We start from the raw sequence: 22,874 nt of genomic DNA, 5'->3' as shown, positions 1-22,874 counted from the left end.
CATAAGTATCGAAAAATCTATAACCAATAATTACAACTGGAATGGCCTGTAACTATTCTACCTCAACAACGTATTTAAGTGCCTTACGATTACATTTGAACTCACGTAAAGCATCTGCAATCTGTTCAAACCGAGCCACATAAATATCAGGGCTTTTAAACTCACCCCGATTAACCAGATTGATCAGCTTTTCAGCCTCTTGAGTAAAATGTCGCCACTGTGCTGAAGTACCTGAACCATGCAATGCATTTAGTGCCACTTCATGTTGAGAGATTGCTGTTGAGAAGCCTGGTACTGCGGCCTTTTCCAATCTTCCCATAATACAGATGAGATGCCCGTTGGCTTCAACACGAGATGCCAATTCTTCCGCATGTTCACCACTTACTGTGTCAAAAATAGCGTAAAATTTCTGTAGCAGCTGCTCAGTGCACTCTACACAGACGTTCGCCCCTAGAGCAAACAACGCCTCGTGACGCTTTAGCGAGGCAATTGCAGTTACTTTGAAGCCTCGAACATCTGCTAACTGCACCAACATCCGTCCTACAGCCCCTGATGCCCCGGTGATCAATATCTCAGCGCCATGCTGGATAGGTATTTTCTCTATCGCCTGCCATGCGGTCATTACAGGACATGGGAATGCGGCTGCTTGATTCCTGGCCATCATTTCTGGCAGACGGATTAGGGTTCGGTGATCAATAGCTGTATATTCGGCAAAACTGCCGCTACGTTGCAGAGATTGATGATAGCAAACGGATATCCCCAACCAATGCTCGTTTGATTTATCACCGACCGCAACCACTACTCCTGCACCATCTACGCCGGGGATATGGCCATCTGTCCATAGATCTCCTCGATCTGTTTCAATGAATTTCCAGTCTACAGGATTCAATCCTATGGCCTTATTAGCTATCAGGACGTCATGCCTTCCTAACGATGGAATTGCTGCACCCATCGAAAGACTGATTGTTCGCGCAGCCTTGGACCAGATCCATGCTTTCATTTGTGCGGGTAATTGCACAGTAGTCGTCATATTCAACCTTGTTCCTATCTAGTCCCACTCTGGTGAGAATTCGGGGTTGGCTATACGGTCTCCCCTCTCCAACATAGAAATTTGCACCATCTCGCAGTCTTCTAATACAAGATCAACTGAATTCAGGTTAGATAACAGGTTTTCGCGTTTTGTTGATGATGGAATAGTGATAAGCCCCTGCTGTAACTGCCAGGCCAACACAATTTCAGCTACGGTTACATTATGGGTGGCAGCGATGGACTGTAATACTTTATCTTGCATTACCTTTCCCACCGCCAACGGCATATAACCGGTTACCAGAATGCCTTTCGCCTTGCAGTGCTCAATAACCCGACGGTTTTGCAAGTAAGGATGAACTTCAATCTGGTTAGTCATAATGGTATCCTCACCCAAAATCTGAATGGCCTGATCCAGTTGAGTAATTGTGAAATTGGAAACCCCAATTGCCTTAGTCAATCCCTGCCGCTGTGATTTCACCAACTGTTGTAGGTAGGTTTCCATTGCAACTTTACCTGTGACATCTGGCCAGTGGATTAATAGCAAATCAACTGATTGAACCTTTAGTTTTCGCAGGCTGTCTTCCACACTTGGGATAAAAGTATCTTCCCCAAGGTTATCGAGCCAAACCTTTGTAGTCAGAAAGAGATCATCACGCGCCATACCTGTGTCGGCAATCGCCTGACCTATTTCGGCTTCGTTTCCGTAGATCTGCGCAGTATCAATGTGGCTATAACCTGTTTCCAGAGCTGTTTTTACGGCCTTGTAGGCGATATCCCCTTGCAATCGGAAGGTACCCATTCCCAGAGACGGAATATTTCTCATGTTATATAACTCCTGTTTTATGTATGAAAGAGCGGTAAAATCGCATCACCGATCTGCTCAAGAGTTTCATCAAGCGGTCGCAGGTTTCAACGAAAATTCAATCCAAAATATGATCTACACCTGCCGCCTTCATAGCTTCCAGTTTATGGATTAATCCTTTCTCCCATACTTACACCATATCTATGCCGTATGATCGGAGCGTCAGGATTTGATACGAGATCAAGATGTACAAAACTAATATAGGGTTTATCACCACCCACATCCTGCCATAGCCTAGCGCGTGTGAAGTGGTCATCTGGTGTACCAGGGTAGGACAGCCAGCCCTCGATGTGTACACCGGCCCAAGCCGGACTTTGCTGTGCAAGACCAGCGAAAAGCAATGGCGCCTTTGGTGCTTCAGGCAATGCCTTCATACCGCTGGCCAGATTGCCGTCTTGCTCTCCGCGCAGCATCTCCCCGGCCTTTCGAAAGCTCTCGCCACGGCTGTGAAAATCGATGCAAAAAATGGGGTGTTCATTTGGACAGTCACCGCTGTTGCCCCCCCAGTAGAAACCGTTTTTCACTCAGCGTTTGTATAGTTGTAGCAGCCTTTCGAACCAACCGGCGATTACGTAATGGAAGTACGACGGAGGCAGTACCATGCAAAATGTTTTGTGTATGTGATGCGAGGTAACCTAGATAGGCGACGGTCTCAAACACCTGTGCTGCATCACCGAAATTGGGTTCATACAACTGTACATCTCGCACCCAAGCCGCCCGAAAACCTAGAGCATCTGCAAGCTTGACCAATTCCGCATGATGTTCCATGTCCGGCACACCAAAGGGGCGTCCATCGTGCTTTCGATTGGTATCGCCTTTACTGATCAGCCATTGTCCAGGGGCGGTTCGACATCGGTGGCAAAGCGGCCCTGAGCCAGTTTTTCAATTGCATTAAAGAAAACTCCATGGCGAAGCCTCGCTTCGCCTCTGTAATTTTGAATGTTCAAATGTTCTGCATTTGGTCACGCTTATCGATAAAACCAGATAGGCGAGTCAACCCCAGTGCCAGTACCACGATTAGAGAACCAATCCAGGCGGTATCCATCAGTGTCATAGTTTCAATGATGATGCCTCCTAGAATTGAGCCCAATGCGATACCGACGTTGAATGCCGCAATGTTTAGGCCCGAAGCTACATCGACGGCCTGTGGAGTGTACTTTTCAGCCAACTGAACCACATAGACTTGAAGGCCTGGCACATTACCAAAGGCAAAGGCACCCCAAATTAGTATGGTGATGACAGCAGTAATTTGGTTACCGGCCGTAAAGGTGAAAGCCAATAGCACCAACGCAAGAGCTGTAAAAATAATATTCAGCGCCTTAATAGGCCCCATACGATCAGCCATTCGCCCTCCCCAGATATTGCCAACGGCGACCGATACACCATACACAAGCATGATGAGACCTATGGCACCCGACTCAAAACCAGACACCTGCTCTAGAATCGGAGCTAAGAAGGTGAAAGCCGTAAAGGTTCCACCGTAACCCATTGCCGTCATTGCATACACCAACAGGAGACGGGGTTGCGTTAATACATCTAATTGTTGAGAGATTCGGGCAGATGGTGCCTGTTTCAGGTTTTTAGGTACAAGCAAGGCACTGCCGATCAGCGCGATGAGACCTAGAGCAGCGACAACCATGAAAGTTGCTCGCCAACCGAAATTTTGGCCAATCCAGGTACCCAACGGCACCCCGGTTACTAAGGCAACAGTCAAGCCGGTAAACATGATTGCAATCGCACTGGCTTCTTTTTCACGCGGAACAAGGCTCGTCGCGATGGTTGAGCCAATAGAGAAAAACACCCCGTGAACCAGCCCCGTCAATATACGGGCGGTAATCAGCGAACTGTAAGTAGGCGCCATCCAGGCCAAAATGTTACCTATCACGAATAGAGTCATAATGGCTAACAAAACATTTTTGCGTTGCCAGCGGCCGGTCATAGCGGTCAGCACAGGTGCACCAATAGCAACACCCAAAGCATATAGACTTACTAGTAAACCAGCCGATGGCAGGGAAACACCCAGATCCTGGGCGATAGTTGGTACCAACCCGACTATCACGAATTCGGTCGTACCGATTGCAAATGCGCTGAGCGTCAGCGCGAATAAAGCAATAGGCATTTCAATCTCCAAGTATGGTTAAGTTGCAGTGGAGTATGCCTAATGCTATTTTTTGCAAAAACATCATCATTAACAAAATTCTTTTACATTTATGGCAATAATATCCCGTACCGAAGACTTGGAAATTCTACTTACAGTGATCGATTGCGGAAGTTTTTCGGCTGCCGCCCGCATTCTGGATATCCAAGTAGCCAAAGTGTCGCGTTCCGTTGGCCGACTCGAAAAAGAGCTGGACAGTACTCTACTCAATCGCACTACGCGTAAACTCGAATTGACTGAAGAAGGAAGGATCTTCACCGACCAGGTCAGAGTTGGCCTACATCAACTGGCAGAAGCAGAGGAAAACATTCGAACTTTGAAAGGAGTTCCTGCCGGACGGCTCAGAGTAGATGCAGTAACCCCTTTCATACTGCACCAGTTGGTTCCGCTTGTTCCGGGCTTTCGTGAACGCTTCCCGCACATAGAACTTGAACTCGTCGCCAATGAAAATATCATCGACCTGATTGAACGTAAAACAGATCTGGCCATTCGCATAGGTGCTTTACAGGATTCAAACCTGCACGCACGCTTTTTGGGACGAAGCCCACTACATATTGTGGCAGCACCGGCCTACCTTGAACAGTTTGGAACTCCGTCTGAACCAGAAGACCTGTCACGTCACCAAATAGTTGGCTTTGTCGATGCTCCTCACTTGAATCGTTGGCCATTAGTGAATCAGTTTCAGATGGTTGCAACTCTGTGCAGCAGCAGCGGTGAAACAATTCGCCAACTCTGTTTGGCTGGGCAAGGCTTAGCACTGCTCTCCGAATTTATGATTTGTGAGGACTTAGCGGAGGGGAGATTGATAAAGGTACTCGATGGACACATCACCACCCCAAATAATCGAGAGTTGGTGCATGCCGTATACTATCGTAATACAGCGCTATCGAGCCGTATCACATCCTTTCTTGATTACATCTCACCGCGTTTAAAACTGATGTAGTACTTTAGATAGGTTATTTCAAAGGGATAACTCTGAACCCAGAGCATTTTTATCCTACGATCCAATATATAATCCTACAAATAGGCGTTTCGTTCATCATGTGCTAATGCTCTATTTTATAAAAATTATGTGACACTGAAGCATAAACGATTGATATATTCTCGATGTCATACTTCATAGTTACAGCTATGATTACGAACATAAGTGTCTAATATTAATAACAACCTTGTATGACTGATAACGAGCAAAGACTAGGTGAACACTTAGGCAGATTCGTTAAGTAAATAACGAATCTGCTGACGTAACCAAGTTCTAAGTGGATCATCATGAGTACGTTGATGCCAGGTTTGCATAATTTCTACCTTAGCTAAATCAACTGGACACGGATAACTGACTAAACTAGGTATGCAATTGCAAGCGTGCGAGGCGACTGACTCTAAACAGGTGATTAATAAGTCACTGCCTTCAATCATTAATGCCGGTGAAAGGAAACTTGAGAGACCTGCCACTATTCGACGCTGATACCCCTTTTCATGTAGTGCTCCATCCACTATCCCTTCCAAGTCCCCTGTCAAGGTCGTTACTAAATGATCACATGCAAGGAATGTTTCCAAGTCTAACTTTCCATTTAAAATTGGGTTGGAACGGCACGCCAAGACCGCAAACGATTCCGAATGTATCTTCTGCTGATAAAATGTATCGGGTAACTGTTTGAAAAATCCGGCTATAGCCATATCACAAGCACCAGTTTCAAGTTCTGAACGTGGCAATTTTCCTCGAGTATTATGAAACACAAGCTGTAATCTAGGAGCCTTCTGTCTAACCAAAGGAAGAAGCTTTGGCATCAAAAGTTGTTCAATATAATCCGTACTGTATAGATGGATTCGGTCTTCCCGAAGCAGGAAACTCTCTTCATCACAGTAGTCATAAAAGGACTCCAGCGAACGCAACAACTGTTGAACTAACGGTGCCAACTGATGTGCTCTCGGTGTGGGAGTAAGCCCTCTTGGCGCTCGTGCAAACAGAGTATCGCCGAATTCGGTTCTCAACTTAGCAAGCTTATGGCTCAAAGCAGGCTGACTAAGATTCATCCGCTCTGCGGCGGAAGATACGCTTCTTTCGTCATACAAAACTTGAAACAGTTTTAATAAATTCAGATCTTTCGTTGCAATATTCATACTTTTCAACACCGATATTAATAATGTAAATTAATTTTAAACAAGAATTTCTCCCAAGATCGATACAGTCAACTATACAGAGGACACAGTGAGTTAGGGAAGGTACGAATTAAGTTCGAGATGTGAGAACTTTGTATCGTAACCTTAATCCTGGAAGAGTAACATGATGAGCGTGCTACTGACTTTTGCCCACAGTGAGTTGGCCGGTAAACACCACAAGAACCGCAAAAAGTCATCATTGGCTGAATGGATGGCTTCTATGCGGGACAAATTACTTCGTATTGTCGGGCCTGTGTATTTCAATGCCGATAATGTTCGCACGCGCTATCCATATTGCGCATTCACTGCATGCACTAATGGTACAATCTGAGCGATAAGACCATGGAAGATGCCGCTTATGATATAGCCTCCATGGGTCAATGTGGTGTCTATCAATGGATAAAGCCATTCCAGACCGCAACACCATAATGAATTTCCGGTACATGTTGGAGCAGCATACACTGGGCAGCACAATGTATCGTTCTGATGACATGGGCAGCCTGGTGGATGCTACGATAATTCAAGCCCTCAGCTCCACCAAAAGCAACGAAAACAGCCAAGACTAAGACATGCACCAAGCCTAGAAAGGTAACCAGTGGTACTTCCGCATCAAAGCTCGCTTCTGTGGGGAATGGCCAAATTGGCGTGGTACAGGGACAAAATCAGTCGCATAGTGGCTATTTGGGGCTGAAATTTTGAAAATTGAGCTATAGGACGTGTAAAGATGCCTTGGAGCGTTATATCGGGAGAAGCGGATTATTTCATTGGAATTTCCTCAGTGATTACAATGGCATATTGTAATCATTCATAAAATTAATGACTGTTATCAAGAAGATGGATTTAAACTCTATTACGATAATTACTACTATATACACAGTGTTCAGTATTTAAATGAGTTAAATGAGAGTGTATTAACTCGCTTAAATGATTGACACGATGAAGCAAGTTATTTCAGCATCTCTATAGTGATTTAAGTAGAGCATAGGATATAGGATTATAGAAGAGCTGGTTATTTAGCCAAATCCAAAATTTAAATTTAATCTATATAACAGGAGGTGTGCAATGCGTTCATTGTGCAAAGTATTTTCAGCAATCGTTATGTTTACATTTAGTGCTGTTGCATTTGCAGCACCTAAAGTATTGATTGTAGTAACCAGTCATGATCAAATGGGTGATACTGGTGAGAAAACCGGTCTTTATTTATCAGAGATGACGCACCCATATCATGAGCTAACTAAAGTTGGGATTAAAGTCGATATTGCTAGTATTAAAGGTGGTGCCTCTCCAATAGATCCAAAAAGCTTAACGCTTGATGATGAAATTAACCAAGATTTTTTGGCAAACCCAGATACTAGAGCACTTCTAGATAACACCATGAAACTTGCTAATGTGGATGCTTCAAATTATGATGCAATATTGTTTGCTGGTGGACACGGAACAGTTTGGGACTTTCCTAACAGCCCAGCTGTAAATACCGTTAGCTCTAAAATATATGGGAATGGCGGTTTTGTTGCAGCAGTTTGCCACGGACCCGCAGCGCTTTTAAATATCTACGATGCTTCAGGAAAACCAATTATCCAAGGTAAAAAAGTAGCTGGTTTCTCAAACGCTGAAGAAGAAGCTGTAGGCCTTACAAAAGTAGTTCCCTATCTCTTACAGGATGAGTTAATCGCTAAAGGAGCTTTGTATCAGGAAGGCGATAAATTTACGACTTTTGTAGTCCGTGACGATAGAATTATCACGGGACAAAATCCACAATCAGCTTCAGAACTTGGCCGTGTACTTGCAAATGCATTGCTTAAATAAGGTAAAGCTATAATCTTGCGGACATGGAAGTTCCGCATATCCTCTTATTTACTATTGTTTGAATGAGTAACTCTAATAATTGCTGTATGTTTAAAGGTGTCGCTATTCATCTAAGGAAAGCACTATTAAGTAGCCCGCTTCTCCATAAGTGACTCCCCACGCCATCTTTACACGTTCTGTAGCTCAATTTTCAGATAAAGATTGTCTCTTCGTGGCTGATTTTTGCCCCCTTTCGGGCGGATTTTGACCTCTCCCCCAAATTTAAGTCGGTCCCTTTTGCGCGGGTGTTTCTTTAATGCATTCAGCTTGCCGGGACGCTCGGCGATAAGCCAGTCCGCGCTGAGTTCGCTGAGCTCATCACGCTTTTCGGCACCATGATAGCCAGCATCTGCAGAGATAAATTCTTCATCGCCATGCAGTTACTTACCAACCTGATTGAGATCGTCCTCGTTAGCCGCCGTGGTCAGCAAGCTGTGGGTCAGGCCACTTTTGGCGTCGACGCCAATGTGCGCTTTCATTCCGAAGTACCACTGGTTACCTATCTTGACTTGATTCATATCTTCGTCGCGGCTGTTGTGTTTGTTTTTGGTATAGCTTGGTGCTTGAATTTTCGTGGAATCCACCAGGGTGCCCTGAGTCATCAGAACGCCACTCTCTGACAGTCTGTGATTAATGGTGCTGAAGATTTTGTGTGCCAGTTTAGGCTACTCCAGCAAATGCCGGAAATTCATGATGGTAGTGCGGTCTGGAATTGCTTTAACCAGTGACTGACGAGCAAATTGGCGCATGGAGGCGATTTTATAGAGGGCATCTTCCATGGCCACATCACTTAGATTGTACCATTGCTGCATAAAGTGAATGCTCAGCATGGTTTCCAGGGGATAGCGCCGGCGACCATTACCCGCCTTGGGATATACAGGCCCGACAATGCCAAGTAATTTGTCCCAGGGAAGTAAGCCATCCATTCTGCCAAGAAAGACTTCTTTGCGGCGTTTACTGGAAAAATCACTGTCGGCAAAAGTCTGCTGCTGGCTCATCCGGTTACTCATCCTTGGTTCAGGTCGCGATAGGAAAATCTCACATCTAGGACATATTCGCACCTTCCCTAAACCTATAAAGTTGGCGCTAATCAAAGGCGTCGTTGCGGCAGTATAAGTGTTGGGGCTATACGAGTTTCAGTTATACGACTGGCGCGTAGCCTGAGAAAATAAAATGAACGTCAGCCAACGAGTAGCTGAATTATCGGCAGTGGTGGCTCGCCTTAAGCGTCAACTGGCGAAACAGGCCGAGGACATCGCTGTCCTACAAATGGTGTCTACCTACTTCGCAAAGAACCCAAAGTATGCCGATTTGAGGTCATGCTTGAGCACTAGCACCGCTCCCCCCTTGAAGCGTATAACCGTAGCGCTCAACGTTTCGCGCTGTGGGTACTATGCTTGGCGAAATACCGGCACCTCCCCGAGCGAGCGAAAGCTAAAACGTAATGAACGGGATGCCAAAGTCAAAGCGGAATTTGATGCCAGTAAACAACGTGACGGGGCCTGTCGTATTCTGGTTGAGCTTGCCGACAACGGCGAAAAGGCTGACATTAAGACCATTGCCGACTGCATAAGACGCCAAAATTTGGTACTTAAAGCGGCGCGTAAATTTAAGGTGACCACTAACATTGAACATAGGCTGCCAGTAGCCCCAAATCTGTTTGGGCAAGACTTTACGGCATCGGCACCAAACCCCAAATGGGTAAGCAATATCACTTACCTCGAGACTTGTGAGGGTTGGCTCTATTTGGCCGTCATCAAAGACCCTTACTCTCGGGCCGTTGTGGGTTGTTCAATGAACTCAAGCATGACTGCTGAGTTGCTTTGTAACGCACTGACAATGGCCTGAGTTACTCCCTCGCGGTATGCCGACAGGTGTATTAGTTCATAGCGACCGTCGCAATCAGTATTGCCCGCATGCTTATCGCGAACTGGCAACAGTACACGAGTTGCAGCTGAGCATGAGCCACAAAGGCAACAGTTTGGAAAGAGTCTGTGCAGAAAGTTTTTTCACTCGCTGAAAGTGGAAGCAGTTCAATACGAGCGGTTCATAGATCGCAAAACCATGCGCCTGGCCATATTTGAGTATATAGAAGTTGATTATAACCGTACCAGAAGGCACAGTGCGCTTGGCTAAACTATGAACTGACGAATATCAATTAGTGGCCTGTCCAGTTTTACCGGGGCGGTTCAAATTTTACAAAGCACTAATAGTATTGCATATTATTTGCTTGCGCCAAAATTATTAACAGCATAATCTACAAATTTTCTGACTTTAGGGGTCATGTACCTGGAGCTGGGATAAACAGCATATGCAGGTGTTCTTGGACATCCCCAATCTTCAAAGATTTGAACAATCTGACCAGATTTGAGCGCAGGCTCGGCGACGATTGTTGGGAGTTTGGCAACACCGAATCCTTTGATACAGGCATCTCTAGCAACAAAAACGTTATTGACCTTCAGTTTACTGTCTCCTGTTATTTCAATTTTTTCTTTGTCTTTTTGCAGAGACCACGGTTTGGAGTGGATCCCACCAGAGAACTTAATCACTTGATGTTGGTTTAGCCCTAAGGGATGTGCCGAAATTGCATGAGTAGCTATGTAAGTTTGGGCGGCGTATAGCCCGTATTTAAGCTCTCCTAGTTTCTTGGCAACCAGATTTGAATCACTCAATTCTCCAAGGCGAATTGCTATATCTACACCTTCATGGACAATATCAGCCACTCGATTTGTATAGTCAGCTTCGACTTTTACGCTTGGGTATTTATCCAAATAGCCCATTATCCAGTTACTTACTGCTATCATTCCAAACTCTGTGCCACAGGAGATCTTGAGGGTGCCAGAAGGCTCGCCTAACGCTCTTTGTGCGGTAAGTTCTATATCCTCTATACCTTCTAGTACTTTCAAGCTGCGTTCGTATACTTCTCGTCCAAGCTCTGTCAAAGACAGTGAACGCGTTGTTCTATCAAGAAGTCTGACTCCTAGTCGTTCCTCCAGTTTTGTAATTACGCGGGAAAGATAAGCTTTCTGCTTACCCATGTTCTCAGCTGCCTTTGTAAAGCTGCCTGCCTGCACAACCTTTACAAACGATGTAATTTCAGATGTATCCATTGTTGCCTCATTTGTCAACAATAAGTCTCATTTTGGATTATTTATCAATTTTCATTACTAATCAATAATCACTCTGAACTCAAACAGGAGATTTTTATGACCAACACAGATGAAATGACATCCCCAAAAAAAAGGGTGGCAATTGTAATTTCTAACCCTGCTACATCTACAGTCACTCAATGGCCTGTAGGCTTCTGGTGGAGCGAAGTTTCACATCCGTATTTTGAATTTACTGATAATGGATATGAAGTTGAATTTTTCAGTCCTGAAGGTGGCAAAGTAGAAGCAGATTCGCTTAGTGATCCTACTGACAAGTCAGGCTACTCGGCAGCAGACGAAGTGTCACTGAAGTTTATCAATTCCTCGGAATTGATGGCGTTACTTGAGAATACTAAGCCTGTTTCATCCATTGATACTAACGCTTTTGACGCAATTCTCGTCGCAGGCGGACAGTCACCAATGTTTAGCTTCGCTCAAGCAACCTCACTACATCGCAAGTTTGTTGAGTTCTATGAGAAACAAAAAATCACTGCTGCACTTTGTCACGGTGTTGCAGTTCTAAAATACGCCAGGCTATCCAACGGTGAAATGCTGGTTAAAGGCAAAAAAGTGACGGGCTTTACTAACGAAGAAGAGAGTCACTCAGATGCCGCTGTATGGGAAATGGGCGCACTGCCTAAAGGTGTGAGCCTAATGCCTTGGCGCATAGAAGATGACTTATCGCTTCTGGGGGCTGAGTTTGTCAAAGCCGATCCTTGGAACAGTCATGCGGTTAAAGACGGCAACCTTATCACGGGCCAACAAAACATGTCTGGCCTTCAAACCGCGCAATTAATTATCGAATCACTGGAGAAATAACATGACATTCATAAGCAACATATTGAAAACAATCACATTGTTTTTGGTATTCACGACAGCGGCTAACGCAACCGATGGTTACCCATCAAAGGGTGAAATTTTATTGGTTGCTGCAAGCCCCGCTAAAGCAACAAACGGTTGGCCTATTGGCGCTTGGATTGCGGAAATTAGCCACCCTTACGAAGAGCTGACTCATGCAGGCTACTCGGTAGACATTGTTAGCATCGATGGTGGCAAGATCGAATTGGATGCCTATTCAGATCCACGTCATGAAAGTGGTTATTCGGCACACGACATTGTCAGTCTTGGTTTTCTGACGAACAGCACAACAAGTGCAATGCTTAATCAGACTAAGTCTATCAGTGATGTGAGCGGCAACGACTACGACGCCATTATCGTTTCAGGCGGACAAGCGCCAATGTATACCTTTAGAGACAACAAAACGCTTCAAAATTTGATCATTAATTTCTATCAAAAAGGAAAGCCAACGGCAGCACTGTGTCACGGCGTTTCAGCGTTGGTTGATATCAAATTACCGAATGGAAAATACCTGGTTTCGAATAAGGAAATCACTGGATTTTCATTAGCAGAAGACAAATTTGTCGAGCAGGCTGTAAACACAAAATTATTTGACTGGTACCTTGAAGAAGCATTGAAATCCCGTGGTGCTAACTATGTACAAAACGGTTTGTGGGCTGATTTTGCCGTCGCTGATGGCAACCTAATTACTGGCCAGCAACAAAACAGTGGACGCAGTGTAGCGCGTCTTGTTATCAAGCAGTTAGAGAAGTAAGGAAACGTGCCGATGTCCCGTTCACATGCAAAACTTAATAACGGTGTGTTAATACCGTCTATTGGACTTGGTGTTTTTAAAACTGCCCCACACGAAACTGTTCTGTCTGTTTCGCAGGCCATTGAAATGGGATATCGGCATATCGATACGGCAGCCATCTATGGTAACGAACAAGAGGTGGGACTCGCGGTTAAACACTCATCGATTGCCCGTAAAGACATATTCGTTACTACCAAGGTTTGGCGAGATGATATTGCAACCGGAAATACAGTGAAAGCTGTTGAAATGAGCTTGTCTCGGCTTGGTTTCGACTATATTGACCAAATGCTGCTTCATTGGCCAGAACCCTCTGGGCGATTGGCTGCATGGCGGCAACTTGAAGTTCTCTATTCGGAAGGATTGGTAAAAAGCATTGGTGTCAGCAATTTCATGGTACGTCACCTACGCGAGCTGATTAACCATGCCAATATCTTGCCTGCGATAAATCAGTTAGAGATACATCCTTTTCTTCAGCAACGAGATGTGGTCGAGTTTTGTAATCAAATCAATATCGCGATATGTGCCTACTCGCCTTTAGCTAAATCTAAGGGGCTAGGACACCACTTGGTAAAGCATATTGCTGACAGAAACTCATTAACACCGTCACAGGTTTTACTGTCTTGGAATTTAACTAAGGGACGTGTTGTCATTCCCAAATCTACCAATCCAACTCGTCAGCAAGATAACCTCGACGCGTTAAATGTCGAATTAAACGAAGAAGACATCCATCTGTTAGACAGTTTGGAAGATGGTCTAACTACAGGTTGGGATCCAAGACAAGTCGCCTAAAAACGGATTTGAAAACCTAAAGAATAGAAGATATTAAGGTGAAATTATGAAAATAGCATTTATTGGATATGGCAATGTGGGTGGACCACTTGCAATCCACTTACAAAAACTGGGACATGACGTCACACTGGCTTCAAATGATCCCGTTTCAGAGAGTGTGGCAAAGGTTATAAGTCGTAATCCGAATATTAACGTATCATCACCGAAGACGGCGGTCAGTGAGGCAGAAATTGTGTTCCTCGCAACTCCTTATGGCGCCAACGAAGCTGCTCTAACAAATGTCAAAGAAGAGTTGTCAGGCAAAATCATCGTCGATTGTACTAACCCGGTTGGCGCGGGGGTCTCTCACGGTCTCAATAGTGAAATATCAGGTTCTGAGGTAATAAAAAATTTGATTCCTGCGGCAGACGTTGTTAAAGCATTTACCATCTATGGCTATGAAAACTTTGAAGACAACTCATACCCAGACTACAACGTTAAACCCGTCATGATGTTTTGCGGTTCTAGTGAATCAGCAAAAGGAAAAGTAAAAGAACTCATAGAAAAACTCGGTTGGGATGCACTAGACGTCGGCGGTTTGAACCAAGCTCTCCACCTAGAACACATGACACTTATGTGGGTAAAAATGGTTAGAATCAATGGACATAATCCAAACATGGTTTGGGGACACTTAAAAAGATAACAAAGAAGAAATTTTAGCGATAATCATATTGTAATGGTCAACTATTTCCGGACAGTAAGTTAAGTCGGACCTCGGCTTGAGCAGCTGCAACGCCACCATTGTGTTGATGAGGGCGTTGCCGATTGTAGCAGTGTATCAGGTATTCGGTGATGTCTTTCTTGGCTCACTCATAGATGAGTACCCTGTGGCTGGTATACATTCTGAACTCATACTGCGGCAGAGCCTTTTCATGGGAGCGTTATCCCAGCAGTTTCCCCGACGACTTATACTTGGAGTGATACGGTAGCATCATAGCCGTTGCGAAAAGGAGCGGCTGCTGTACTGGCTTCCCTGGTCTGAGTGAAACATCAGCCGTTGAGGCCTACCTCTTTGTTCATACGCCATATCCAATGCCCTAACGGCAAATTCTGCGTCAGATTTATCTCATAGCGACCAGCCAACAACTCGGCGACTGTATAGGTCCATGACCGGTGCCAGATAACAACAGCCGCTGCCTCTCCGAACGTAGGTAATATCACCACACCACCAAACATTCGGGGCGTTTGCGTAAAGTCCCTTTTCAGCCGATTAGGGAAGTCTGACCTCTCAACCGAGGCAGTTTTGTAAGTGTAATAACCGGGTTGTTTGTATATCAGCCCCAATTCTCTTATACAGCGCCGCACTCGATAACGGCCAACCTGATGCCCCTGCTCTTGTAGCATTTATATTAAAGTCCGACTCCCTACGAAAGAACGACTCTAAGTGAGTAAGCGATTGATTTCACGACACTGCTGAAGTTTGTTGCACATTAACCAATGTGTTTGCGGGCAGGTCGTCATAAAAGCTGGATGGCTCGATATCGCACATAGCACAGACCAATTCTACCGCCTCTTACTCACTCAATTGGTCGATTAGCGCGTACGTTCGGCATTAAGAGTGCGGTTGCCTCGGTGTGCCCCTTCAGTATTTTTAGAATGGCTTTCTCTCGTTCAATGCGATTGTTCCTGGCCTCTAACTCCTGGATCTTTTGCTGCTCAGGCGTCAAGGCTTTGCTCATAGGCTTTGCGCCGCCACGGCTGGCTTCGAACTGACTGCCTCACCGATATCAAGTGAACGGCAGACCTTGGGGATGGAATAGCCTTAGCCGAGCACTAAACTGGCAGCCTTAAGTTTGAACTCTGGAGTAAAAGAACGTCTTTTCTGGTCATGAAACATCTCGCCATTAGATAGCAACTTTACCACCTAAAATGGTGTCCTGATTCTTTAGTCCACTAAAGGGCGACTGTAGAACTCGACATTCTAAAAAAAGCCGGGGCGTACTTCGCAAAGCTGTCCGACTGAGGTACGACTTTAACAAGGATCACCGTGGCAGCTGGCCAGTACGTTGGCTGTGCGACCTGCTGGATGTTCATCCAAGTGGTTATTATGCCTAGAGCAAACATCCTCATTCGGTTCGAGACAGAGCTAATCGCCGACTTACTGGGTCAATCAAGCAATTCTGGCTGTAGTTGACCTCTCCCCCAAATTAAGACCATGACATTGATGAGATTTCCAATAAACTGGAGCCAATGGAGATCTCAACATGAAGAAACGCTACACCGAAGAACAAATCATTAAGGCCATCAAACAGCATGAGGCAGGGGCAAAGGTCGATGACATTTGCCGAGAGATGGGCATATCCACGGGCACATTCTACAACTGGCGCAGCAAGTATGCGGGGCTGGAAGTAAATGAAGCGAAGCGGCTGAGAGAGTTGGAGACCGAGAACAACAAGCTCAAAAAGATGTTGGCCGACAAGATGCTGGAAGTCGAAGCGATGAAGGATGTGCTGTCAAAAAAGTGGTAACGCCAGCGGCCAAAAAGCCTGTTGCTCAACACTTGATTGAAGGTTTCAGTCTCAGTGAGCGTGTGGCCTGTAAGCTGGCAGGGCTGAGCCGGACTGCGTTTCGCTATCAGTCCAGAACTACGCCAGACACAGGGCTCAGACAGCGGCTAAAGGCGCTGGCGACGCAATACCCCCGCTATGGGTATCTAATGTTGCATGGTTTGCTCAGAGGCGAAGGCTGGGTCCAGAACCGTAAACGTACCTATCGGCTCTACACCGAGGAAGGCTTGCAGGTCAGGACAAAGAAGCGCAAGAAACTGACCCGGCCAAGGCAGCCTATGGAAGTGCCGACTGCACCGAATCAACGTTGGTCTATGGACTTTGTATCAGACCAACTCAGCAGTGGTCGGCGCTTTCGGGTACTGAATGTCGTGGATGATTATTCTCGGGAAATGGTCGGGCAATTAGTCTCAGTGGCCATCAGTGGCAGACAGGTAGCCAGATTCTTGGACCAATTGATGGAAGAGCGCGGTAAGCCCAACAAGGTTACCTGCGACAATAGGACAGAATTTACCAGCAAGGCGATGTTCTTCTGGAGCAAGGAAACGGGTATCACACTGGGCCTTATCCAGCCAGGAAAGCCGACGCAAAACGCCTTTGTGGAAAGCCTGAATGGCAAATTCAGGAAAGAATGCCTGAACCAGCACTGGTTCAGAACGTTAGACGAAGCCAGATTCGAAATCGAACTATGGCGTGAACACTACAACCATGTTCGCCCACATAGTTCACTGAACTATATGCCACCTGTTGAGTATGCCAAGCAGGCAGCATAAGCGGGAAAATCTCATCAAGAGATTGGTACTAATCTCGGGGAAAGGTCATAGTCAGGATGTGTGTATGGATGCAACAAAATCCACTCTGATTTACGCAATAAGGGCGAGTGCTCTGACATTAACCGGGGTTTCCGCTTGATGCAATCTGAAGAACTTAAAGCACAGGTTGGTTATCGTAAGCACAGAGTTCACAGGGCGACAGCCATATCGTTGTGCCTAATCGCTTAACAGCAACAGTTCAATCCGACCACCCCTGACGAAGCGTGGTAATAGATATCATCTATATTCGCACGCATGAGGGCTAGTTATATCTGGCGGCGGTGGTTGATTTATTTTCCCGTCGGGTTGTTGGTTGGTCGATGCAGTCCTAAATTAGAAAAGACATTGCCCTGATGCCGCTGTTGCATAAAGCTGTTTCCAGCTGATGAATCGTAAGCGGAGCAATCGTAAAAACTTCTCAAATCGTGTAGAAGCCAGAAGTGATATATTTTATTGCATTGAAATGTTTTAAAACAGACAACGAAAACATGGTTCGAATCTTTTACTGTCACCAGTAAAATTCGAAAACCAATAACAAGAACGGTTGGGAAGTGTCTAGTTTATTGGTGGCGATTCAACCTACAATTTCAGGTATTAAAATAAAATGAATAAAAAACTCCATTGTCGAAAAAAAACGATGGAGTCGATACACAATGTATACAAAATAAACGTGTTGATGTGAAATTTAGCTAAAAACGAGTTTTGTTATTTCACCGAATCAATGAAATAACGTTGTACGTTTGACGGCGCATAATTGTAAAGGTTGTTCACAGTGAACTCTGCAGCAGAAAAGTCTTCTGTAAGTCCGCCACTTGGCCAAAAAGCTGTGATGATTTGAGTGTCAAAAAAGTCCAAGAACTCATGTACTAAACCATCTTTTAGCTTATACCAAGCAACTCCTCGATTCATGTATGCCCCGCCATGAACGGGATTACCAGTAGTGTACCAATGTGCGGCCACCATATCATCTTTGAACATGGCCCATTTTGTGTGAAATGCGAGTGTACCTCCCATAGCCTGCTGAACACCGGTAAGTAGGGCAATAATATTGTCACGGCCTTTTACCACATTGGGAAAACTCGTCCCGGGAAACTCGAGCGTACAGTCTTCGTGTAGCATTGTTGCCATGAGTTCAAAGTCACTGTTTGTAAAGGCATGATAAAAATTGATAATGCCTTGCTCACTGGTAATTTTATTTTGTGTCATTCATTTGCCCTCAATATCGATATATACCGATTTAATTTGTGTATAAGCGTCTAAAACTTCTGTTCCTAGCTCGCGACCAATACCGGACTCTTTAAAGCCTCCGAAAGGTAGTGCGACATCGAACTGGTTGTAGGTGTTAACCCATACGAGTCCGGCTTGTAATCTGCTGGAAACTCGATGGGCCCGCGAAATGTTCTCCGTTTGAATCCCCGCAGCCAAACCAAACTTTGATTCATTTGCTAACTTGACCGCCTCATCTTCCGTATCGAATGGAATGACACATAAAACGGGGCCAAAGATTTCTTCTTGGGCGACGGGACTTGAGTTATCGACATCAGCCAATATTGTAGGGGCGTAAAAGTGTCCTTTATCTCCCAGTGGAAAAACTCGATGTCCTCCTGTAATCAAACGAGCGCCATCCTGAAGGGCCTGCTCGACGTAACGATGACAGGTATCAACTTGATTTCTATCAACTTGAGGACCAAATGTAGTATTAAGGTCGAGAGGGTCTCCAATAATAAGTGACTTGGTGGCCTGATGAAGCCTTTCCAATACTTCTTCATAAACAGGGCGCTGAACTAACAATCTAGAGCCTGCTGTACATATCTCACCTTTGTTGTAATAGATTCCGAAGAGTGCATGTGTGATGGCCTTATCTAGATTTGCATCATCGAAGATGATGTGCGCCGACTTTCCCCCTAATTCGAGAGTGACTTTTTTCACACTGTCTATAGCGCGCTTTGCAATGGACTTACCCACTTCGGTTGATCCTGTGAAAGCAATTTTTTTAACCTTGGGACTATCTACCAATCTGTTTCCGATAAGCGCACCACTGCCTGTGACTAAGTTAAATACTCCTTTGGGTAAACCAGCTTCATCAAAAATTTTTGCCATTTTGATCGCTGTCAGTGGGGTCGCAGAGGCGGGTTTGTGCACGATGGTGTTTCCTGCGGCTAAAGCCGGAGCAAACTTGGTGGCGGATAACAACATTGGGAAATTAAATGGAGTAATGGCCGCAATAACGCCCAATGGAACACGTTGAGTATAAGCAAGTGGCTCAACGCATGATTGAGTTCGAGTGACTTTACGTGTCACGCCATCTATCTGAGCGGCGACTCCAGCGTAGTAATAGAAGAGATCCGCCAGCAGTTTTGTATCGATATTGAGAGAAAACACCTTTGGTTTTCCCATGTCGATAGATTCCAATGTCGCCAATTCATCGGCGTCTCTCTCAACGAGTTGAGCTACCTTGATAAGTAAACGCGACCGTTCAAGAGGACTCATCTCTGCCCATTCTGGGCTTTTGAATGCATTATCAGCTGCGTCAATGGCTGCGTCGATATCCGCTTCAGAGGCTTGAGCGATATCAGTGATAAAAGTTTCATTTGCTGGATTGTAGGTAGGCTTTACGACGTTACTTGAGCCTTCTCTCCATTCGCCGTTGATAAAAAGTTGTCCATTTGAAATATTGATAGCCATAAGCGTGCCTTTAATCATGTTCTGTATTCAGTTGCAAGCAGCAGGTTCAGAGTTTAAATGTTTCTTGGTTTAGTATGATTTCACTAGATAAATACCCATGAACATTAGTGAAACGCCAAGTAACCGCATAAAGTTGATTGGATGCATGACATTGCCAAGTAAGCCAAAATGGTCCAAAACAACAGCTGTGACCAGTTGTCCAACTAGAATGAGTGCGGTGGTCAAACCTACCCCTAATTTCGGGGCAAGAAAAACTACAACGACCACATAGAAAAGAGAGATAATGCCCCCCATCCATGCGCTCAATGGCACCGCATTCAAAGAGCCGATTGAGGGTAGTGATGGCTTAACAATGAGCATGCCGACTAAACAGGCAAACCCACCAATTAGAAATACAGTTAACGTGGTAAGCAATGGATGTCCCATGCTTTTCCCTAGTAAGCTGTTTAAAGAGGTTTGTATCGGAATTAGTGCTCCAGCTGCCAATCCAATAAACAAAAGAAGACCGGTATTCATAAATTCCTTCCTAAACGTTAATCTACTAATTCAAATAATGTGAGGGCCATTTTATTGCAATCAAAGAACTTAAAATTTGTGGCAACGCTGAATTGTTACTAACCCATAGTAAGAATAAAATTCAAAATAAAAAACCAAAAAAGTCATCTGTAATATCTGCGATAGCAACATCATGCGTACTTTTTTTTGTTGCAATCCGGACGCCATCAATAAAAGACTGAATAAGAATTGCTGTAGATTTACAGCATGTTGCATTTCTTATTTCACCACGCTCCCTTGCTTCAATGAGTAATGACTCAATTTTGAAATGAAAAGAATCAATGGCAATTTTGGCAGAAGTGAATAATGGAGAATTGCGGTCATTTATCTCAGTCATAATTTTCATTAAGAAACACAAATAATTCGGAGATGTGGATTTAAAATCTTTCAACAACAAAACAACGAACTCCTTTAATACTTTAATTGGAGATTCGGATTTAGTTTTAGCTTCTAGGAATTTTGAGTTGAGTCCATCTATATAGAATTCCATTGCCAACCTACAAAGAGCTTCCTTATTGCCTAACTTGTAATAAATACTACCAGGCCTCATATCCAACTCATGTTGCAGGTCTTGTAAAGTAGTCAAGTGGTATCCATTTGACCAAAATACAAACAACAATTTTTCTGCAATAATATTTTTAGAAAAAATATCCACTACTAGCCACCGAAAGATGTGATTTACAAACTTAATAACTACCAACGTCAATAGCTTTCTCTTTAAATACATCCTTCAATCTAATTGCATATTTTTCGAGTTCAATGTGCCGCATCAAGTCAGACGTCCTAGCGGGTCCAAAAACTATCTGCGGAGCCAATACTGAGAAACCCGTAAACTCCAATATACCTCGATGAATAGGCCGAAGAATACCATCTATATCTCCATTCCAACCACCTTTTACATACAGTTCTTCTAGTCCACCTGTTGTAATGCTTAACATGGCCTTTTTTCCTCTGAAAATACCATCTTCATAGAAACGACCACCTCCGTATGCTCGACCCATTGAAAACACCCGTTCAACCCAACCCTTGAGCATAGCAGGCATGCCAAACCACCAGAGTGGAAACTGGAAGATGACTAGATCACACCATTCCAACTTCTGGATTTCCATCTCAATCTCGGGGACAAAACCATTATTATCTGTAGCGTATATTTCTTCCATTTGCTGTTTGAAAAATGAGGTGTTATTAGTACTGGTAAAGTTATGACGACCAGAAACGGGGAAAAAATTCATATCATGCAAATCAGATGTTTTAACGCTATGTCCTGCCGCCTTTAGCGTTTCCACTGACGTACGAAACATTGCATTGTTGAAACTCAACGGTTCAGGATGCCAATAAACAATTAATACGTTCATAATTACCTCTTAGATAATTAGCTGCAGCATTTACTTGTAATAAGACATTAAATTTCAGTGTCAAATTAAATTATTTAAATACCTACATCAGCAAAGCAAATCATTAGGAAAACTCCGATCTTAACTGATGTGGCATTTAATTTTTAGTGCAATTTAATTATATTCCTTGCAATATAGAAATGTTAAGATTGCAAATTGCTCGATTATCTCTTATCTCCTTTAGCGGTGCATACTCTGGAGAAGAGTGCCAAGCATCAAAAGAGTCTCTGCTAGGCCACCTTTGAATAATCTGGACCTGTACATCCCTCCCTCCGATTGGGAAATCTGTTTGCTTTTGCACTGCCAAAGTTTCACCACCGTATTGCTTGACGGTTAACGGCACCAATTTTGAATATTCAGAAAATGAATACTCATCTTTAATTATAAAATCTATATAAGTATATATTACATTGCTCATGCGGCCACCTTGTGCCAAATCTTGTAATTAAATAATAAAATACTATGTTTCCTATTTATCACTGAATTTAAAACCTTGTTGTGAAAACGCCACTGCAACAGATGAAAAATAGATGTTGCTATAGAACATGCCGACTTCTTCACTGTAAGTTTTCATCGAATTTAATTTTTGAGAATCCCACCATCTTCGCAATGTTTCGTCGTATGCTTTAACACCTTCTTCTACCCGTTGATGGTTATATACTTCGTTCATCGCATAGCTTTCCAAAGGTACGCGGGGCTTTATCTTCGGTAACAGACTTTCGTTTGGAACACCAAGAGTAATACCAAATATTGGAAACGTTTTTTTAGGTAGTTTAAGTAAATCGATCATGGCCTGGGGATTGTTCCGTATTCCTCCAATAGCTGTTGTACCATACCCAAGACTGTTAGCCGCTGTTTGCAATGCATTTAGTGTTATGCCAGCATCACCGGCTCCTACTATAATTCCCTCTGCGGATTGTTCAATAATCTGCTTTTTATTTGCAAGGCGAGACGCTATGTCCGTGCGATTGAAATCGACTACTATAGTAATAAACACTTCGGCTGAGGCAACTTGAGGTTGCCCTCCTGCTATTTTAGCAATTTGCTCAATAGTAGACTTTTCACGTGTGACGATAAGGCTAATTTGCTGTGCATTAATTGAACTCGGTGCTTGTTGGGCCGCTTTCAGAATAAGCTCCAGATCTGAATCTTTTACCTTTTCACCAGAAAATGAACGAACTGAAGTTCTATTCAGCAATTGCTGTATTACCGTATTCATTTTAAACCTCCGAAGCTATC

The 22,874-nt window shown here is 44.2% G+C and carries 21 protein-coding genes and 4 pseudogenes; 10 read left to right on the top strand and 15 right to left on the bottom strand.

The annotated features are described in order from the left end of the window. Window positions 1–52 precede the first annotated feature (52 nt). The 4 genes from K0H63_RS09695 to K0H63_RS09680 all read right to left on the bottom strand — a co-directional run bounded on the left by K0H63_RS09695 (window position 53) and on the right by K0H63_RS09680 (window position 4,010). On the bottom strand, window positions 53–1,030 hold the full coding sequence (locus K0H63_RS09695) for an alcohol dehydrogenase catalytic domain-containing protein (protein WP_434086764.1): 978 nt from the start codon (window positions 1,028–1,030) through the stop codon (window positions 53–55). 18 nt (window positions 1,031–1,048) lie between these two features. Continuing rightward, window positions 1,049–1,852, bottom strand: a complete 804-nt coding sequence (gene dkgB, locus K0H63_RS09690) for a 2,5-didehydrogluconate reductase DkgB (RefSeq protein WP_220067755.1) — start codon at window positions 1,850–1,852, stop codon at window positions 1,049–1,051. A 525-nt stretch (window positions 1,853–2,377) separates the two neighbouring features. Then, window positions 2,378–2,659: an LLM class flavin-dependent oxidoreductase gene (locus tag K0H63_RS20090; protein WP_258405693.1), complete on the bottom strand. Its 282-nt coding sequence runs from the start codon at window positions 2,657–2,659 to the stop codon at window positions 2,378–2,380. A gap of 175 nt (window positions 2,660–2,834) precedes the next feature. Then, on the bottom strand, window positions 2,835–4,010 hold the full coding sequence (locus K0H63_RS09680; protein WP_220067754.1) for an MFS transporter: 1,176 nt from the start codon (window positions 4,008–4,010) through the stop codon (window positions 2,835–2,837). A gap of 91 nt (window positions 4,011–4,101) precedes the next feature. Here K0H63_RS09680 and K0H63_RS09675 point away from each other — a divergent pair, with 91 nt between their 5' ends. Then, on the top strand, window positions 4,102–4,992 hold the full coding sequence (locus K0H63_RS09675) for a LysR family transcriptional regulator (RefSeq protein WP_220067753.1): 891 nt from the start codon (window positions 4,102–4,104) through the stop codon (window positions 4,990–4,992). Between the two features lie 263 nt (window positions 4,993–5,255). Here K0H63_RS09675 and K0H63_RS09670 read toward each other — a convergent pair whose 3' ends face one another. After that, on the bottom strand, window positions 5,256–6,170 hold the full coding sequence (locus K0H63_RS09670; protein ID WP_220067752.1) for a LysR family transcriptional regulator: 915 nt from the start codon (window positions 6,168–6,170) through the stop codon (window positions 5,256–5,258). 434 nt (window positions 6,171–6,604) lie between these two features. Between K0H63_RS09670 and K0H63_RS20265 the strand changes: the two genes are divergently transcribed. Further along, window positions 6,605–6,775, top strand: a complete 171-nt coding sequence (locus tag K0H63_RS20265; protein WP_220067751.1) for a hypothetical protein — start codon at window positions 6,605–6,607, stop codon at window positions 6,773–6,775. Window positions 6,776–7,271: 496 nt separating this feature from the next. Then, a complete protein-coding gene (locus tag K0H63_RS09660; protein ID WP_220067750.1) occupies window positions 7,272–8,015 on the top strand; it encodes a type 1 glutamine amidotransferase domain-containing protein in 744 nt (247 codons plus the stop codon). 275 nt (window positions 8,016–8,290) lie between these two features. Here K0H63_RS09660 and K0H63_RS09655 read toward each other — a convergent pair. Then, window positions 8,291–9,052: pseudogene (locus K0H63_RS09655) on the bottom strand (IS5 family transposase); the annotation flags it as partial. Window positions 9,053–9,128: 76 nt separating this feature from the next. Here K0H63_RS09655 and K0H63_RS09650 point away from each other — a divergent pair. Then, window positions 9,129–10,190, top strand: a pseudogene (locus K0H63_RS09650) (IS3 family transposase). A gap of 86 nt (window positions 10,191–10,276) precedes the next feature. Here the strand turns inward: K0H63_RS09650 and K0H63_RS09645 are convergent. Beyond that, complete coding sequence (locus K0H63_RS09645) at window positions 10,277–11,164, bottom strand: LysR family transcriptional regulator (protein WP_220067749.1); 888 nt, start codon at window positions 11,162–11,164, stop codon at window positions 10,277–10,279. Window positions 11,165–11,260: 96 nt separating this feature from the next. On the opposite strand from K0H63_RS09645, the gene K0H63_RS09640 reads away from it, so the two are divergent. Genes K0H63_RS09640 through K0H63_RS09625 form a run of 4 tightly spaced genes read left to right on the top strand, consistent with a single transcriptional unit; the run spans window position 11,261 to window position 14,325 of the window. Continuing rightward, window positions 11,261–12,022, top strand: a complete 762-nt coding sequence (locus K0H63_RS09640; protein WP_220067748.1) for a type 1 glutamine amidotransferase domain-containing protein — start codon at window positions 11,261–11,263, stop codon at window positions 12,020–12,022. A gap of 1 nt (window position 12,023) precedes the next feature. Further along, window positions 12,024–12,815, top strand: a complete 792-nt coding sequence (locus K0H63_RS09635) for a type 1 glutamine amidotransferase domain-containing protein (protein ID WP_220067747.1) — start codon at window positions 12,024–12,026, stop codon at window positions 12,813–12,815. Window positions 12,816–12,827: 12 nt separating this feature from the next. Next, the gene (locus K0H63_RS09630; RefSeq protein ID WP_220067746.1) at window positions 12,828–13,643 is read left to right on the top strand and encodes an aldo/keto reductase; all 816 of its coding nucleotides are present in this window, start codon (window positions 12,828–12,830) and stop codon (window positions 13,641–13,643) included. Window positions 13,644–13,689: 46 nt separating this feature from the next. Then, window positions 13,690–14,325 carry an NADPH-dependent F420 reductase gene (locus tag K0H63_RS09625; protein ID WP_220067745.1) on the top strand — a complete coding sequence of 212 codons (636 nt, stop codon included), beginning with the start codon at window positions 13,690–13,692 and terminating at the stop codon, window positions 14,323–14,325. A 37-nt stretch (window positions 14,326–14,362) separates the two neighbouring features. Here the strand turns inward: K0H63_RS09625 and K0H63_RS09620 are convergent. Continuing rightward, window positions 14,363–15,519, bottom strand: a pseudogene (locus tag K0H63_RS09620) (IS3 family transposase). 86 nt (window positions 15,520–15,605) lie between these two features. On the opposite strand from K0H63_RS09620, the pseudogene K0H63_RS20080 reads away from it, so the two are divergent. Together K0H63_RS20080 and K0H63_RS09615 are read left to right on the top strand one after the other, a co-directional pair. Then, a pseudogene (locus tag K0H63_RS20080) lies at window positions 15,606–15,809 on the top strand (IS3 family transposase); the annotation flags it as partial. Between the two features lie 77 nt (window positions 15,810–15,886). Next, a protein-coding gene (locus K0H63_RS09615; RefSeq protein ID WP_220067744.1) for an IS3 family transposase occupies window positions 15,887–16,962 on the top strand; the annotation gives its coding sequence in 2 pieces (ribosomal slippage) (window positions 15,887–16,136 and window positions 16,136–16,962; 1,077 coding nt in all). A gap of 744 nt (window positions 16,963–17,706) precedes the next feature. Here K0H63_RS09615 and K0H63_RS09610 read toward each other — a convergent pair. From K0H63_RS09610 to K0H63_RS09580, 7 genes are all read right to left on the bottom strand, one after another. Then, a complete protein-coding gene (locus K0H63_RS09610; RefSeq protein ID WP_220067743.1) occupies window positions 17,707–18,207 on the bottom strand; it encodes a nuclear transport factor 2 family protein in 501 nt (166 codons plus the stop codon). Then, on the bottom strand, window positions 18,208–19,686 hold the full coding sequence (locus K0H63_RS09605; protein ID WP_220067742.1) for an aldehyde dehydrogenase family protein: 1,479 nt from the start codon (window positions 19,684–19,686) through the stop codon (window positions 18,208–18,210). A gap of 69 nt (window positions 19,687–19,755) precedes the next feature. Next, window positions 19,756–20,202, bottom strand: coding sequence for a DMT family transporter (locus tag K0H63_RS09600; RefSeq protein WP_220067741.1), 447 nt, complete (start codon window positions 20,200–20,202; stop codon window positions 19,756–19,758). Window positions 20,203–20,323: 121 nt separating this feature from the next. After that, window positions 20,324–20,896, bottom strand: a complete 573-nt coding sequence (locus K0H63_RS09595) for a TetR/AcrR family transcriptional regulator (RefSeq protein WP_220067740.1) — start codon at window positions 20,894–20,896, stop codon at window positions 20,324–20,326. 31 nt (window positions 20,897–20,927) lie between these two features. Then, entirely contained in the window at window positions 20,928–21,596 is a 669-nt protein-coding gene (locus K0H63_RS09590; protein ID WP_220067739.1) for an NAD(P)H-dependent oxidoreductase, read from the bottom strand. Between the two features lie 157 nt (window positions 21,597–21,753). Further along, window positions 21,754–22,053, bottom strand: a complete 300-nt coding sequence (locus K0H63_RS09585) for a DUF1330 domain-containing protein (protein WP_220067738.1) — start codon at window positions 22,051–22,053, stop codon at window positions 21,754–21,756. Window positions 22,054–22,104: 51 nt separating this feature from the next. Next, a complete protein-coding gene (locus K0H63_RS09580) occupies window positions 22,105–22,854 on the bottom strand; it encodes a nitroreductase family protein (protein WP_220067737.1) in 750 nt (249 codons plus the stop codon). Window positions 22,855–22,874: the final 20 nt, after the last annotated feature.

Source organism: Shewanella zhangzhouensis (assembly GCF_019457615.1).
In the GTDB taxonomy this organism is placed as follows: domain Bacteria; phylum Pseudomonadota; class Gammaproteobacteria; order Enterobacterales; family Shewanellaceae; genus Shewanella; species Shewanella zhangzhouensis.
Note: the sequence above shows the minus strand (reverse complement) of the source record. Positions and strands in the feature narration are given on the sequence as shown.

Bases quoted from the DNA above. Each gene is read 5' to 3' on its own strand.
- K0H63_RS09610 (WP_220067743.1), bottom strand. From the start codon at position 18,207: ATGACACAAAATAAAATTACCAGTGAGCAAGGCATTATCAATTTTTAT.
- dkgB (WP_220067755.1), bottom strand. From the start codon at position 1,852: ATGAGAAATATTCCGTCTCTGGGAATGGGTACCTTCCGATTGCAAGGG.
- K0H63_RS09585 (WP_220067738.1), bottom strand. From the start codon at position 22,053: ATGAGCAATGTAATATATACTTATATAGATTTTATAATTAAAGATGAG.
- K0H63_RS09630 (WP_220067746.1), top strand. From the start codon at position 12,828: ATGTCCCGTTCACATGCAAAACTTAATAACGGTGTGTTAATACCGTCT.
- K0H63_RS09645 (WP_220067749.1), bottom strand. From the start codon at position 11,164: ATGGATACATCTGAAATTACATCGTTTGTAAAGGTTGTGCAGGCAGGC.
- K0H63_RS09635 (WP_220067747.1), top strand. From the start codon at position 12,024: ATGACATTCATAAGCAACATATTGAAAACAATCACATTGTTTTTGGTA.
- K0H63_RS09605 (WP_220067742.1), bottom strand. From the start codon at position 19,686: ATGGCTATCAATATTTCAAATGGACAACTTTTTATCAACGGCGAATGG.
- K0H63_RS20265 (WP_220067751.1), top strand. From the start codon at position 6,605: ATGGATAAAGCCATTCCAGACCGCAACACCATAATGAATTTCCGGTAC.
- K0H63_RS09675 (WP_220067753.1), top strand. From the start codon at position 4,102: ATGGCAATAATATCCCGTACCGAAGACTTGGAAATTCTACTTACAGTG.
- K0H63_RS09670 (WP_220067752.1), bottom strand. From the start codon at position 6,170: ATGAATATTGCAACGAAAGATCTGAATTTATTAAAACTGTTTCAAGTT.
- K0H63_RS09695 (WP_434086764.1), bottom strand. From the start codon at position 1,030: ATGACGACTACTGTGCAATTACCCGCACAAATGAAAGCATGGATCTGG.
- K0H63_RS09640 (WP_220067748.1), top strand. From the start codon at position 11,261: ATGACCAACACAGATGAAATGACATCCCCAAAAAAAAGGGTGGCAATT.
- K0H63_RS09600 (WP_220067741.1), bottom strand. From the start codon at position 20,202: ATGAATACCGGTCTTCTTTTGTTTATTGGATTGGCAGCTGGAGCACTA.
- K0H63_RS20090 (WP_258405693.1), bottom strand. From the start codon at position 2,659: ATGGAACATCATGCGGAATTGGTCAAGCTTGCAGATGCTCTAGGTTTT.
- K0H63_RS09660 (WP_220067750.1), top strand. From the start codon at position 7,272: ATGCGTTCATTGTGCAAAGTATTTTCAGCAATCGTTATGTTTACATTT.
- K0H63_RS09680 (WP_220067754.1), bottom strand. From the start codon at position 4,010: ATGCCTATTGCTTTATTCGCGCTGACGCTCAGCGCATTTGCAATCGGT.
- K0H63_RS09590 (WP_220067739.1), bottom strand. From the start codon at position 21,596: ATGAACGTATTAATTGTTTATTGGCATCCTGAACCGTTGAGTTTCAAC.
- K0H63_RS09625 (WP_220067745.1), top strand. From the start codon at position 13,690: ATGAAAATAGCATTTATTGGATATGGCAATGTGGGTGGACCACTTGCA.
- K0H63_RS09580 (WP_220067737.1), bottom strand. From the start codon at position 22,854: ATGAATACGGTAATACAGCAATTGCTGAATAGAACTTCAGTTCGTTCA.